The following is a 13,676-nucleotide window of genomic DNA, read 5'->3' as shown; positions in this document are numbered from 1 at the left end:
GCATTGGTGCGCTCAAAAAACAAGCGAACGTTTTGCCAAGTCTTGCATTAATAACGGTAAAATGTAGTATAACCGTCATAGCATCGGCATGTAGCGCAGCTTGGTAGCGCACCGTCATGGGGTGTCGGGGGTCGGAGGTTCAAATCCTCTCATGCCGACCAAAATACCTCAAAAAAACCAATCCGTTAGGGTTGGTTTTTTTGTTTGTGGGATTTGACTGATGTGGCTATGGTGTAAAATGGCCAGGCGGCAAAAAGCCACGCGCACTACCTGCCAGAAGCCAGGATAGTGCGACTCATACGTAGTTTTAATCGATAATGACTCGACCATTCAGTGGCTGTACAGGGCGATTATTCGTATGATGAACCACAGAGCGGAATTGATTAATTTGTTCAGCAGAAGCGCTCGCAGGCTGCTCAAGCACCATCCAACTGACACCTTCAGAGCAAGGTGGTGTGGTTAGTGAGCCACTAAAGCGATAAAAATCAAACTTTTTGGGTAGCAATGCTTTGATATCAAGAGGCTTATTTAATATCGCCATTTGGTCAATCGCCGTTGGCATTTGCTGCCAAGCCTGTGCCAGTTGTGGATTTGCATCCCCCTGCTGGAACATGAGTGCGAGCACTGCCAGTGCCCCATCTTTATCTTTATAAACAAAATGAGCTTCTAACGGGAACTGTTTGCCATCAATCTCATTTTCACTTGGGGTATGGAAATGGAATTGCTGCAATGTGAAAGTATCGCCGTCCAGTTTCAGGGTATTGCCAGTGCTGACATTCACCTGAATCGTATGGCCGTTATTCACGATTTGCTGTTTACCTGGTTGGAAAGCCAACTCGAGTTGACTGTGATGGGTTTTCAATGCGCCGTGAATATTAACCGGCGACTGATTTTTACCTGTTTCGCACAGTGAAAAATCCGGTGAGAGTTTTCCCCAATGGGCAGGATCTTCCTGACCTTCATATCCCCAATGAGCATGTTCCGCCGCACAGACTGAAAAACTGGCGGCCAACAGCGCTGCAATTAATAACTGCCCTTTCATTTCTAATCCTTTTTACACAAAAAAACTGAATTAACCCTGACGAATATCCCATGCAAAGCATGATGTTATCGCTTAGGGCAAGAGAATAACCCAGCTTTTTTTAAGGATATGTCAGCCACATCCTACAGACAGGAGGAATAAGTTCTAATTAATTGAATTTAAATATATTTTTTAATCAGCCAGAAATGTAACAAACTGCGTTTGTTCACCTGAAGTGATGGGTAAAATGGGGCGAGGGGAAATTAATGGAAAGGCCGAAACCATAATCAGCCTTTCCAAAATCACTTATTTATTGGGCGCTTAGAGCACTTCACCATTGCTGGTAATAACCTGCTTATACCAGTCAAAACTTAATTTGCGTGAACGTGTCATGGTACCGGTACCGTCGTCGTTTTTATCCACATAAATAAAACCGTAACGTTTGCTATATTCACCTGTAGTGAATGATACACAATCAATACAGCCCCATGGGGTATAGCCCATTAAATCAACACCATCTTCAAATACCGCTTTTTTCATTTGCTCAATGTGAGCTTTGAGGTAAGCAATGCGGTAATCATCGTGAACCATACCGTCGGCAGCCACTTTGTCGATAGCGCCAAAACCATTTTCAACAATAAACAGCGGCTTTTGATAGCGTTCGTACAATACACTCAGTGAATAACGTAAGCCAACAGGGTCAATCTGCCATCCCCAGTCTGACGCTTTAACATGTGGATTTGGCACGCTGCCTTCAAAGCCAGAAAGTGAATTACCGCTGCCAGGGTTAGTGGCAGAAACTGCATTACTCATGTAATAACTCAACCCCATATAATCAGCACAGCCATCACGCAGAGTATCAAGATCACCCTCTTCCATTTTGATGGTGAATCCGCGACGCTCCCACTCGTTCAGAATATAGGAAGGGTAGTAACCGCGCATATGAACGTCACCAAACAGATAACGCTCACGCATAGCCTCTACTGAATACATCATGTCATCAGGATGGCAGGAGAATGGATACAACGGCACCATCGCCACCATACAACCAATTTTGAACTCAGGATTAATGGCATGACCAAGCTTGACGACTTTGGCGCTGGCGACAAACTGATGATGCAGCACTTGGTACAGCGTCTCTTCTGGATTTTCTTGCTCAGTAAATACCACCCCCGAACAGCAATAACCAAATAATGGATACTTCCAGTTGCGCTGGTTATTGATCTCGTTAAAGGTCATCCAGTATTTAACTTTACTTTTATAACGCGCCATCACCACTTCACTGAATTTCACGAAGAAATCGACCACCTGACGGTTTTTCCAGCCACCGTATTCTTTCACCAGATGCCAAGGCATTTCGAAGTGAGATAAAGTAATGACCGGCTCGATACCGTATTTCAGTAACTCATCAAACATATCGTCGTAAAATTGTAACCCGGCCTCATTGGGCTGCTGCTCATCGCCATTCGGGAAGATACGCGTCCAGGCAATAGAAGTACGGAAGCATTTGAAGCCCATCTCAGCAAACAGCGCAATGTCTTGTTTGTAATGGCCATAAAAATCAACCGCTTCATGGTTAGGATAACGGTAGCCGTCCTGTACGCCATCAGTCATCACCCGATCAACTCCATGCGCACCACCAGACAGTACATCGGCGATACTCACACCCTTGCCGCCTTTATCCCAGCCGCCTTCAACCTGGTGTGCTGCAACTGCGCCGCCCCATAAGAAATCTTTCGGTAATTGTTTGTGGCTCATTATTTTCTCCCTTAATACTGTGGGCAACTGTACGCCCTTGAAATGAAAATCAATGGCGGGATGGCCCGCCTGAATATTTAAACAGTTAGCCCCGATTCATTTGCGCCTGAGTAATCGGCGCGCCAGATGCTTTAGCGCTGTTTTGCTGTTGCACACTTTCAGGCTCATCAGTAAACCCAACCAACCAAGTGAAAAGTGCGCCCAACACGAACGCTACCGTGATCGACAGCAAGAAACCAAGGAACTGCGCCATATGGCCCTCTTTGAAAAAGACCGGTAATACCGCAATACCCGGTAAGCAGTAACTCCATGACACCGCATTAAATGCCCCTGCGATAGCACCACCAATTCCGCCAGCAGCACAACTGCATAAGAACGGTTTTTTTAGGCGTAGTGCCACACCATAAATTGCCGGTTCGGTAATACCGAACAACGCGGTGATACCGGCCGACAGTGAAATACCCTTCATCTCACTATTGCGGGTTTTTAAGTAAACACCAAACATGGTGCCCGCCATGGCAAAGACAGCGGAAGCTTGCAGGCCAGTAAAGGTGTCATAACCCAGAGTCGCGTAGTTACCAACGGTAACAGGCGTGATCCCCCAATGCACACCCAGTGTGACCAGTGGCTGCCAGAAAGCGCCGACCATAAACCCAGCCGCTGCCGGGCTAAGGTTATAAAGCGAGTTATAAACACCACCAATCGCACCGCCGATCAGATTACCCACCGGGCCGAACACCAATAGCGTTAGTGGCACCATGATGGCAATACAGAACATTGGGGTGAATAGATTGCGCACCACCATTGGCAGGATCCGCTCAAAGAAGCGCTGCACGTAAGACATGGCCCATACCATCAAAATAATCGGAATAACCGAGGCGGTATAGCTCAGGTATTGCACGGGAATACCGAAGAAATCCAAGGTTGGCGATGATAAGGGAATACCCGCAATAGTGTTTAAAATATGGGCAACTTGCGGATTATTCAGTGCTTCTTGCATCAGTTGCTGAACGGCTGGATCGGCCGAATTCAGCATAGTAATTTTATTGGCCGTCAGCATATTCATATAATCAGGGCTGATCAGGGCACAAGCGGTAATAACTGCGGTGAAAGGATTAACATTAAATTTCTTGGCCGCGGTAAAGGCAACCAGCACGGGCAGGAAGGTAAAACCGGTCCAGGAAACAAAATTCAGAATACGGTAGGTGCCGCTCGTCGCATCCATCCAGCCAATGGCGGCAAGAAATGAAATAATCCCCTGTAAAATACCGCAGGCGGCTAACGGATAAAGGAATGGGGCGAAAATGCTGGAGATAATATCCATCAAACGGCTAACAATACCGACCTTGGGTGCAGCAACCGGGGCACTTTCATCGACATTAATCAAGCTGATGACATGTTTATAAGCATCGCCGACATGATTACCGATCACCACTTGCATTTGCCCACCCGCTTCAATAACGGTGATAACCCCTTTAACACGATTTAAACGTTCTTTGTCGACAATTTTATTATCTTTCAATATAAACCGTAAACGGGTCGCACAATGTGTGACATTAATCACATTATTATCACCGCCAATATATTGGATAATTTCCTGAGCGGTCAGTGCGTAATCTATTGCCATTATTAATCTCCTGTCGCGGGTACTGAGCGTAAGATAACCAGAGCGTTATTGGCTTATTATTAATATTCGTAGCCGATTGAGATTGGATTCTAGCAAAAAGAAAAGCGAAGTCACGATATAACAAAAATCGTGAATTGGAATATGTCACACTCAAAAAACACGGTGTTTTATGGTGCTTTTTTATTAATTAATTGCGGGAGTTTTTTACCAATAGTTTCTATTATATATAATACTGGGATTTGAGTGGTAATATTATAATGCCCTTCCAATACAATAGGTGGCATATGATAGGAGATATTAAGGTCGGCCATTTTGGCCAGCGTTGAGTTATCACTATTTGTCAGGCTGATTATTTTACAATTATGTAAACTGAACTGATTGGCAATACGGATAATCTCTTCGGTTTCACCCGAGACGGAAAATATGATAGCAATAGCATCCTGATACATATCGCTGTTGATAGGATAATAGGGATCGTCAATATAAGTACTAAACTTGCCAATATTCGAGAAGAAACGAGCGCTGTATTTCCCTAACGCCCCAGAGGTTCCTATACCCACAAAAATAATTCGGCGCGTGGCGGCTATTTGTGCTGCGGCCGTATCCAGTAACTCGTCAAACTCACTATTATTAATACTTTTAAAATAGCTAATTATTTCACTAATACCAAAGCTAACTGGTGGTTTTTCATCATGCTCTACATATAATTTAAACCGCACCCGGAATTCAGAATAACCATCACAATTCATTTTTTTACAAAATCGTAAAACTGTAGTGGTAGAAACACCCGCTGCGTCAGCCAGTTCTCTGATGGTCATATACATCACTTTATCAGTGTTTTTTATGATGTAATTATAAACGATCAATTCCAGTTCGTTCAGCGCTGATATTTCTTTATATGTAAACATACTGATACCTGAAGTCCCATTAGCTGCCTGAAACCATGACACATATGTCATGATCCGAGATAGGCGAATTTAGCACGAAATGAAGCGACGAACGAGGCAGTTGTTGTTGGTTGTTGGAGCAATTCGGCTGTTGTAATTGCAAGATAGTTTCCTTGATCAACATCCGCCTGGCTTGCGCTATAACCTCGGCCGTCATTAGTCAATGTAAGTACAGTGTCTGATATAACCAGACCTACAGCACCTAGCAATTAAATAAACCGGGCAATTAAGCCCGGATTTGTACTTTACTCTGCAATTGTAATAGGCTCAGGTAACCCATCAAGCCACATATGTACTTTGTCATAAAAGACTGCCCACATGGGATCATCGGCTTCAATCTCCCCTTGATTTGGAAAATACTCTGGATCTTGTGGGCCACCAAAGTAAGCAATAATTTCTTCTTTTGTTGAATTTTTAAATTGAACAAGCATATTCACTCCTTAAAAATCATAACCACGGCCTGCGATAATGTATGTTCCTGGGTTTGTATTGGACATTGAAAAATAGAGCCGCTGGATTTCTATTAATGACAGCGTTCCTGTGGTAATGGACGTTGCTGTTTGCCCTGTAACGGTTGAAATCGCACCGAACTGTCCGATACCTGACAGAGATGAGCCAATACTCAGCGCAACACCGTTGCCAGCGACTGTTTCATTTACTGTTATAGCAATATCTATCTGTGTGGCATTGGGTGGGGCCACAGGTGAAACACCTAACGGCGTTTGCGCTGTTGTACCACTAGAAACGGAATATATAGTAGCTGTTTGGATTGCTATATGCCTATGGGATTGAAATCCTATCTTCAACAATGATGATGCCGTCCCCCACACACTAACCAACGCTGATGCTGTATAACCTGATGGCATATTAGCCCCGCCATACACTTCAGGAGCAAGCACTGACGTGGAATTAACTGCCAGCAATGCAGATACTTGAGTTATTGGGTTATAAATCGCATACAGCGCTACAAATCCCGCAGCTGGCGCGGTGCCAGTATCCATACCGCCAGCGCCCGTAGTCGCAAGGTTAATTGCTTTATTGAAGCTAGTAAGTTTGTACTGACGTCCACCTAGCGCCGTTTGTACGATCAATTCATCTGCCGTGAAAGTGGCCGTTGACGATGCGGCTGTAACACTCATTTTTGCATTGCGTGATGTGCCAACAACGCCCGTTAATTGGGGCAGATGGGCTGCATCGCCCAAACCAAGGTTTACGAGAGTCTCAGCGACAGCGGCGGGGCCGGCATTTTTAATTTCCACAAGGTTATTGGCTGTTTTTAAAAATCCACCATCAGTAATTAATTTAGAGACAGCAGTCGCCACCTGATCAAACTTCTCACTGTCAGCATCAATATTAGCGGCAGAAAGAACACTCATTAATTCCCGCTGTAAGGTGTTAAACCATTCCGCCGGTAATATCGTTGGGGGAACGCCGCCGGCGACATTGCCGTCGGTAAATTCGCCATTACTGTCGGCGCGTGAATTAGGAATATCTCCAATTTTTTGCATAGTAATACCTCACCAATTAAGGCGTTTTAAATTAATAGAAATTGATTAGTTAGCTAACGTAGCCAAACTTCAGAATGCTATGAGACGGATTTAACACCGCAAACCGGCATTCAAGTTGTTTATTGCCCCATGAACGCAACGGATCACTGCAATAAGTTAGGCCACATTGAGCATAATGAAGCGTGGTTTCGGGTGCGGTAATCAACCACGTGAATGGCCACTCGTCACCGTTCAATGCATCACGGCATACCGACATACCTGCACAGGCTTGCCGGTATTGGGTGATAGCAATGGAGTAACCCAATGCCTTGGCCACACGGATAAAATAGGATGCAGACTGGCCGCCGATGCCAAACAATTTCGACACCACGGCCCGCTGGCGCTGGATCATGCTGTCTACTTCACCAATGGCACATAGATCCGGTAGCCCCACAGTGGCTTCCCACTCAGGTAACATAGCCGTCGCCGTTGCCGGGAATGCCGCAGACAACAAATCTTGCGCATCTTCATCGCTACGCTGATACGCATTTGCCAGCGCCCGCAGTACCTCAGTCTGCACGCCATCCGGTCGCCGTGGCCAGACTAAACCCATCGGCATTAATGCTTGCAAAGCGGTAGTATATTCACTGACAGAGTAGCGACTCATAGATAGCTCACCGTACCCCTAATGGGGAGTTTGCCAGTTTGTAACTCAATATTGGCCGCCGGAGATTGCATAATAAAGCCCCCGGTCCCCGTGACCTCACCAATTGCCAGTAATAGTGATGACCACAAGATTTTGCCACCAGGTTCACCTTCGCTGAAAAACACCTCGTCGATAGCGGCATTGATGGCGGTCGTGGTAGCACTATCAGCATGTGAAATCCCACTAATAACAAAATCAATGGGTTGTGCAACTGGCGCACAAACATAAACCAACGCAATGATAGGTTGCTGTGGATAAATATTATCTGCTACCCGTTGTTGATCACCAGTGGCTTTTACCGCCCCCCATGATTCCAGCGATGAAATACCGTCGCTACCTTGCGGAAAACCGCCGTGGTCGTTGTCATCGCACATAATATAAACCCCGACAGTCCCTGCCCCCATCAGCCGCCGTTTTACCCAACAACGGGTCACTCCCGATACCCTTAATGCCCAAGATTGATAGTCGGTATCATTACCACCTTGCGGGATATTCTGGTAAGCCAATAGCATACGGGAACGAAATGCATCCTCAGATTCAATATCCGCACCGCCGGAAATTTTACTCAGTGCTGTGGCGGTGGCCTGAACACCATCAATAGCAATATCTAGCGTCAGCAGGGTGCCAGCCGCACTGTTACCCCGGCTACCGCCGCCAGTCGCATCCTCCAATGGACGGGGTAAAATGGCGGTAATAGCTGCCAGAACGTGACCATCGGGAGAAATCTTCACTTCATTATCAAGCCGATACTGATAGCCGTCGGCCCGATTAAGCAAGCGGCCAGCAGGAATAGTTCGTCCAGCTATCCCACTAAAGCGAACGTCAGTCGCAGTAGCCGGATTTGCTGCTTTACGAAACACGTCTTTCAGTGCCGCCCAAGCCGCAAGGTACTCGTCGGTGGCATGGTATGGCGTGGCTTGCTGGGCGATATAATCCAGATAGCCATAGTGCAGGTGTGCCATCCCCGCATCTGCATCACTGATAACGCCAATATTGGAGAAACGCAGTAAGTTGCCGCCGGTTTTCAGTTCCGATTGAATATAAGACTGATTGCGTTGTCGCAATTCACTTAACGTGGGTCGATTAAATGGCATGAATTACTCCTCCCATACCCATGAAAATTTCACTGAAGATTGGGCTTTACCCGGTCGTTGGTAAGCAATAATCAACAGCAATGTATTGGGGTAAATTATTTGTGCCCGGGTGTTTATGGCCGCCACAACACGATCCTCGGTCAGCCACGCCAATGCTTCTGCCGCGTAGTCCTCGGCTTTGATCGCAACCTGAGTGGTAAGTTTTTCCCGTCGCAATAACCACAACCGCGAACCAATAGCTGATAGCGCCCCGCTGTCCCCCCACCAGCCGCGGCGATCATCGCCATCAATAGCATCATCAATTCGCGCCAGGCGGTCAGTAAACAAACTCAGTAAAATAGCGGTATGCAAATCATCGCCATCCAGCACTCCCCCGCGACCTGTCTGCCAATCTCCCAATGAGGCATCGACATCCCAAACCGTTTTAATATCTGTTGTCATCGCACCACCTTAGCGGGCGTCTCACTGGTAAGGGTCGAGCTGCCCGACTGTACATTTTTGAGTTGATGGTTGTGGCTGTTATAGGCATCACGTAAGGTTTTCAGCGTGATGCTATTACCGTCTGCGTTATCAACAATATCGCCGCTAACCTCGAGTAACGGCGTATTCAGCCGTACTTTTACCGATGCGTTTACCGTCACCGCGGTAGCATTATTGATTGTCACCGGCTGATTGTTAGCCTCAATGATTACCCCACTTTCCGTCAGTTTGATAAATTGCCCCCACTGGGAATAAATCACCGTTTCTCCGGCTGTTAGTCCTGAATGGCGATAAGCCGGATGGTTGGAGGCGATGATCAGGCCGTTGGATCGGTCCCCGCCCAGAAAACCGATAACCACGTCACTGCCAGCTGGCAATCCCGATGAAAAACCAAACTCAGCCAGCCTTGGGGTATCAGAGTGGACTTCCAGTTGAGTTTGATACTGCACGGTTTGTATCCCGTCACTGTCGTCAACGGCACTCACTCGCCCAAGTCCCAACAGCATTTTTATCTGCCGGTACAGGGTCGAAATTTGCCCGGTTAGGTCATTCATAGTTCCCCCCTATGTCACTTAATGTTGTAAGGCTGGAATGTGAAGGCAGCAGGTGGCATCAGGGTCATTTTGCTCGTCGTCCCTTTCTCATCTTTGGCATAAACCACTTCCGAGAGTAGCCACAGCTCATCATTAAGCCCAAATGCTGGAATAGTAATGGGAATCAATGTATTAACTTCCCATAGCCGGCCATGGCGATCGCGCCAACTGTCAACTTGCACTGTCAAGACGTTAGCGCGACCAGAGCGGCGGTTCATTTCCCATTCGATGCAATCTTTCAGCAAATGTGGCGAGTTCACTGTACTTTCGACGATAATGACCCGGTTACGATGGCGGGCCGGAAATTGTTCGGCCAATAGTGTGTCTCGCGTGGTAGCTCGCACCGAGGTGTTATCCCCACCCGAGGCAGAATGCCTGGCTGCGGCATTGGAAGAGAGCACCACGCCGGTGTAATCAACAAAGCGTTGATTGATATCGGTATGAAGATTGGCACTAAGAATATTGATGCCCTGTGCCACACCGCTGGCAGCTTTATGCGTTCCAGCGCGGGTCAGATATAAGTTGCCATCCGGCTGGTCGTAATAGAGCAATGCAGCAGAGCGCGTGACGTGATCAATCACCGCTTGCGCCGTTTCTCCCCAATTCAGAGTGAATTTCGGCACAATGGTCATATCGGTAATATCAGAGGTCACTTTGATGCCGTAAGGTTCGGCCAGTTTTTGCGCAATCTGCAACACCGTGGATTGGCTAATCACGCTGTTGGTCCACTCAGCGGAGCAATCCACCAGATCCTGGCACTTACTGCGCCCCGAGGCACTGACTTGATGAGTTGTGGCCGCAATAGCGCAATCCCAACTGTCAATATAGCCATTTAACACAGCATCATTACCCAACTTAACCACGCAGGGAGCTCCGGGGATAATCCACTGTTGCCCTCCACTGGCGGGATAACGATCCATCAGCGATAACTCAAAGCTACTGGGTAATTTTTCAATACTCCGCGTGACCTGAACTTTGCTCCAACCGGTGATCGCTCTGCCGTCTATCTCCAGTGTTAAGTCATCACTTGGCATTTTATTATTCATAGATTCAATGCCCTAAACCGAATTGGCATAAATGCCGGATGAATCGGATTCGCCATTTTCACCAGTGCATCACCACGTAGCGCATCCTGATATAACCGATTCGCCAGCATCAGCGCGGGTAGTGAGCGGTTAAAACTAACCTCGTTGATGCGAGATAAATTCGCCCCGGACTGTTGCAATAGCGCCACGATAGATTCGCGCATTTGCATCAGCGCACGGTAGGTTTCATCATTACCGCGATCGGCGGCGGCCAGTGCTGAGCTATCAGTCACCTCACTGACCCTGCCAAGTACAGCGACAGCATCGTCATAACTTTCCGGTTGATACTGCGCCGCCGCGATGACCATCCCTCCGGCGCATAAAGTCATCATTAAATGATGGCTGGCGTCAGCAATTGCGATATCACTGCTATTGGCTCGGAAGGCGTCGTCATGAGCCGCTGTCAGGCTTTCCATCATGCGGATAACATCCAGTGTGCTAAAACCGCCATTTAGTAGCGTGTTAACCAGAGTGAGTAACTTGTCGGCATGCCCCTCAACACTGTTAGTCGCAAGTAACTCATTCACGGCAGCACTGATTGCCGCTCGCCCTTCGACGATAAACGCCAGCCGTTGCGCCACTAACATGGGTAAGTTGGTGGTATCGCTTTGCTGGTTCACCGCTTCCGTCACGCCCGAACTGCTGCCACCGACAGTACCGTGGTTAAAGCGGCCATAACGGTTTCGGCCAAAGGTTGAGCGCAGTGCGTTACCCAGATTACTGGCCTCATTGGCAGTATTCGTTACCATGCGGCTCCAAAATTCCGCCGTACTTTGCAAGGTTTTTATTACCTGAGTGGCGGAGCGCATCTCTCCTTTTACCGTTGAGATAAAACCAGCGACTGCTTTGGCGCTCAATCCCAGCCAAGAGGAGTGGACAGACGCACTCATTTCAGCCATACCGGTGATGGCAAAGGCACGTAAACCGGATTCGATAACGGTTAAGCTGAACGCGAATACCCGCTCGCTGCCAACACCTTCATCAATTTTCAACCCCGTGTCAGCGATGCTGACAGTCATCTCACCCAACGTTGGGTGAACCAATGTCCCTGGCCCGGCCATTTCACAAGCTGCGATCAATGAATCGCGCTGAGTCATTACATCAGGTGCGGCGTAGATCTGGCTGTTTTGTACCAAAAATCCAGTTAAAACAATGTTCCGTGTACTGCGCCCCAAATCCTCGATATAGCTGGTATCGCGATAAGGGTAAGTGTGCACTGCCTGACGACGACCAAAACTGCCCTTGCTATTCAGGACCACGAAGGGCACTCCCCGAAAGGAGGCTTGATGGAGGTGTTCCGACCATTGCCAACTGTCGTCGCTTCCTCCCAAGAGCGCTGATAGTGCGTTATTGATAAGTGACATTTCGTTCTCCTGTCCAGTAGTAGACGTTAGGAAATAAAAAACCCGCCGGAGCGGGTTATATCGATATGTTGATTGGTTAATTTTTACGGATACTAATAGGGAATTACATCTGCATGGCGTGAGCTATTCTGCTGCCTCCCTGAGTTGGGATCACTAAGCTTTCACCGCTTCGACTGTCGATTAACGTCAATTCAATCTGCACCCGATTGTTCTGCATCGCGGTAGCGATAACATCAGCAATAGCATTAGCATTAAAGTCCCCCGCTGAGTCAGTATAAATAGGTGATTCAGTTGTAGGGATGCTGCCTATATTATTATCTGGCGCAAGAGAAGATGAGGGGCTAAGGGAATAGGGATCTTCAGCACCGAATTCAGTTATGCGGTTGTTGCTCCAGGTGTTCTGCGTTTGTGTTTGAGTTTCAACTTCAGCCCCAGATCCCAGATTAAAAAGATCAGTTAATGGAGTAGACTCAATTTTAATTGGCCGAAGCCCAGAAATAACACCCGCATTTTCAGTCTGATAATTTATTTTCTCTGCATCATTGGGCTTAATATGATCCTGATATTTCTTACGAAATCCATCAGTCATAAGACCGCTATTAAGCATGGTTATTTCATACCAATTAAGCTGTTTTTTAAAATCTGTATTATTATATGCCCATCGCATTTTCGCCGAGTCATTACCACTGATTATCCCTAAAGTACGCATTATGGCAAAATTATCTGGACCATAAGTTAGCGTGTCAGTTACACCACCAATGCCATCAGCCACAGAGCCATCAGAGACAAGAATTTCGTATCCGATGTTAGATAGCTTATCTTTCAAACCATCCCAAGCAGCACTTAACTCATCAGTATTCTGGTCTAACTCTGTCAATTGTATATTAAGCTCAGGATCAATAGTTAGGCCAAATAAAGTAGATTTAGCCAGCAAATCTTTTAGTTGCGCCCCCTCTCGCAGCAACTCAATAGTATTACCGTCTATTTTCAGAGCATCCGTCAGTTTACTTTGTACTTGGGGTGCCATTTGTGGAAAATCCTCGGCAATTTTAGCTATTGTTGCAGTAGCATCCACTGTGCCATTTTCATTACTGATAATGTCAAACCCATACTCATGTAGCTGTGCCAGCCCCTGATCATTATGGCCCCATAGCATATTATTCAAATTGCTGTAGAGCTGCTCAGTTGATTTTATCGCAGCCATTTGTTCAACACCTCGAATACGCATAGCGCCACTTATTTGACTAAATTGATCAATAGGTGCGTTAACGTTCCTCGCTGCTGTATTTATTTTACGGGCCTCATCAGCACCGTTATTAAGCCATTCCACTCCCGCAGTTCCAACAGCAATAATTGTGTTTCCACCACCAGCTAATTTATAGTTACTGAATATTTGAGGCGGTACTTTAGATAATGGAGAAACCGTATTCATATTGTATTTATTAGCCATTTTTGCCAGCCTTAATTTTATTAATCCGCCCGGCCTGCTGGCACCACCACATTAAGCTACTGTA

The 13,676-nt window shown here is 46.8% G+C and carries 13 protein-coding genes and 1 tRNA gene; 1 reads left to right on the top strand and 13 read right to left on the bottom strand.

Annotation, left to right across the window (positions count from 1 at the left end):
• The first annotated feature begins 84 nt into the window (after positions 1 to 84).
• Positions 85 to 161 (top strand) — tRNA-Pro (locus tag V1956_RS10015).
• A gap of 146 nt (positions 162 to 307) precedes the next feature.
• On the opposite strand, the gene V1956_RS10010 is transcribed toward V1956_RS10015, so the two are convergent.
• The 13 genes from V1956_RS10010 to V1956_RS09950 all read right to left on the bottom strand — a co-directional run bounded on the left by V1956_RS10010 (position 308) and on the right by V1956_RS09950 (position 13,612).
• Positions 308 to 1,042 (bottom strand): carbonic anhydrase, encoded by a 735-nt coding sequence (locus V1956_RS10010; protein ID WP_372559404.1) that lies wholly within the window; start codon positions 1,040 to 1,042, stop codon positions 308 to 310.
• Positions 1,043 to 1,342: 300 nt separating this feature from the next.
• Positions 1,343 to 2,779 carry a 6-phospho-beta-glucosidase gene (locus V1956_RS10005; RefSeq protein ID WP_442825064.1) on the bottom strand — a complete coding sequence of 479 codons (1,437 nt, stop codon included), beginning with the start codon at positions 2,777 to 2,779 and terminating at the stop codon, positions 1,343 to 1,345.
• A gap of 85 nt (positions 2,780 to 2,864) precedes the next feature.
• Positions 2,865 to 4,406: a PTS transporter subunit EIIC gene (locus V1956_RS10000; RefSeq protein WP_372559406.1), complete on the bottom strand. Its 1,542-nt coding sequence runs from the start codon at positions 4,404 to 4,406 to the stop codon at positions 2,865 to 2,867.
• Between the two features lie 167 nt (positions 4,407 to 4,573).
• Complete coding sequence (locus V1956_RS09995) at positions 4,574 to 5,314, bottom strand: MurR/RpiR family transcriptional regulator (RefSeq protein WP_372559407.1); 741 nt, start codon at positions 5,312 to 5,314, stop codon at positions 4,574 to 4,576.
• Positions 5,315 to 5,598: 284 nt separating this feature from the next.
• Positions 5,599 to 5,784, bottom strand: a complete 186-nt coding sequence (locus tag V1956_RS09990; RefSeq protein ID WP_050297013.1) for a hypothetical protein — start codon at positions 5,782 to 5,784, stop codon at positions 5,599 to 5,601.
• Positions 5,785 to 5,793: 9 nt separating this feature from the next.
• The gene (locus V1956_RS09985; protein ID WP_420071838.1) at positions 5,794 to 6,861 is read right to left on the bottom strand and encodes a hypothetical protein; all 1,068 of its coding nucleotides are present in this window, start codon (positions 6,859 to 6,861) and stop codon (positions 5,794 to 5,796) included.
• Positions 6,862 to 6,910: 49 nt separating this feature from the next.
• Positions 6,911 to 7,507 carry a YmfQ family protein gene (locus V1956_RS09980; protein ID WP_372559410.1) on the bottom strand — a complete coding sequence of 199 codons (597 nt, stop codon included), beginning with the start codon at positions 7,505 to 7,507 and terminating at the stop codon, positions 6,911 to 6,913.
• On the bottom strand, positions 7,504 to 8,640 hold the full coding sequence (locus V1956_RS09975) for a baseplate J/gp47 family protein (RefSeq protein ID WP_420074939.1): 1,137 nt from the start codon (positions 8,638 to 8,640) through the stop codon (positions 7,504 to 7,506). Before V1956_RS09975 ends, V1956_RS09980 begins: the two co-directional genes overlap by 4 nt.
• A gap of 3 nt (positions 8,641 to 8,643) precedes the next feature.
• Entirely contained in the window at positions 8,644 to 9,081 is a 438-nt protein-coding gene (locus V1956_RS09970; RefSeq protein ID WP_420071836.1) for a phage GP46 family protein, read from the bottom strand.
• Complete coding sequence (locus V1956_RS09965; RefSeq protein ID WP_420074938.1) at positions 9,078 to 9,674, bottom strand: phage baseplate assembly protein domain-containing protein; 597 nt, start codon at positions 9,672 to 9,674, stop codon at positions 9,078 to 9,080. Before V1956_RS09965 ends, V1956_RS09970 begins: the two co-directional genes overlap by 4 nt.
• Before the next feature lie 14 nt (positions 9,675 to 9,688).
• On the bottom strand, positions 9,689 to 10,759 hold the full coding sequence (locus tag V1956_RS09960) for a phage baseplate assembly protein (RefSeq protein WP_372559414.1): 1,071 nt from the start codon (positions 10,757 to 10,759) through the stop codon (positions 9,689 to 9,691).
• The gene (locus V1956_RS09955; protein ID WP_442825063.1) at positions 10,756 to 12,162 is read right to left on the bottom strand and encodes a DNA circularization protein; all 1,407 of its coding nucleotides are present in this window, start codon (positions 12,160 to 12,162) and stop codon (positions 10,756 to 10,758) included. Before V1956_RS09955 ends, V1956_RS09960 begins: the two co-directional genes overlap by 4 nt.
• Positions 12,163 to 12,265: 103 nt before the next feature.
• On the bottom strand, positions 12,266 to 13,612 hold the full coding sequence (locus V1956_RS09950; protein ID WP_420074936.1) for a chemotaxis protein: 1,347 nt from the start codon (positions 13,610 to 13,612) through the stop codon (positions 12,266 to 12,268).
• Positions 13,613 to 13,676: the final 64 nt, after the last annotated feature.

The sequence above is a fragment of the Yersinia sp. 2540 StPb PI genome, assembly GCF_052217165.1.
GTDB lineage: Bacteria > Pseudomonadota > Gammaproteobacteria > Enterobacterales > Enterobacteriaceae > Yersinia > Yersinia enterocolitica_E.
Note: the sequence above shows the minus strand (reverse complement) of the source record. Positions and strands in the feature narration are given on the sequence as shown.

Coding starts and splice junctions, on each gene's coding strand:
- V1956_RS10000 (WP_372559406.1), bottom strand. CDS start 4,406: ATGGCAATAGATTACGCACTGACCGCTCAGGAAATTATCCAATATATT.
- V1956_RS09970 (WP_420071836.1), bottom strand. CDS start 9,081: ATGACAACAGATATTAAAACGGTTTGGGATGTCGATGCCTCATTGGGA.
- V1956_RS10010 (WP_372559404.1), bottom strand. CDS start 1,042: ATGAAAGGGCAGTTATTAATTGCAGCGCTGTTGGCCGCCAGTTTTTCA.
- V1956_RS09965 (WP_420074938.1), bottom strand. CDS start 9,674: ATGAATGACCTAACCGGGCAAATTTCGACCCTGTACCGGCAGATAAAA.
- V1956_RS09975 (WP_420074939.1), bottom strand. CDS start 8,640: ATGCCATTTAATCGACCCACGTTAAGTGAATTGCGACAACGCAATCAG.
- V1956_RS09950 (WP_420074936.1), bottom strand. CDS start 13,612: ATGGCTAATAAATACAATATGAATACGGTTTCTCCATTATCTAAAGTA.
- V1956_RS09980 (WP_372559410.1), bottom strand. CDS start 7,507: ATGAGTCGCTACTCTGTCAGTGAATATACTACCGCTTTGCAAGCATTA.
- V1956_RS10005 (WP_442825064.1), bottom strand. CDS start 2,779: ATGAGCCACAAACAATTACCGAAAGATTTCTTATGGGGCGGCGCAGTT.
- V1956_RS09960 (WP_372559414.1), bottom strand. CDS start 10,759: ATGAATAATAAAATGCCAAGTGATGACTTAACACTGGAGATAGACGGC.
- V1956_RS09955 (WP_442825063.1), bottom strand. CDS start 12,162: ATGTCACTTATCAATAACGCACTATCAGCGCTCTTGGGAGGAAGCGAC.
- V1956_RS09995 (WP_372559407.1), bottom strand. CDS start 5,314: ATGTTTACATATAAAGAAATATCAGCGCTGAACGAACTGGAATTGATC.
- V1956_RS09985 (WP_420071838.1), bottom strand. CDS start 6,861: ATGCAAAAAATTGGAGATATTCCTAATTCACGCGCCGACAGTAATGGC.
- V1956_RS09990 (WP_050297013.1), bottom strand. CDS start 5,784: ATGCTTGTTCAATTTAAAAATTCAACAAAAGAAGAAATTATTGCTTAC.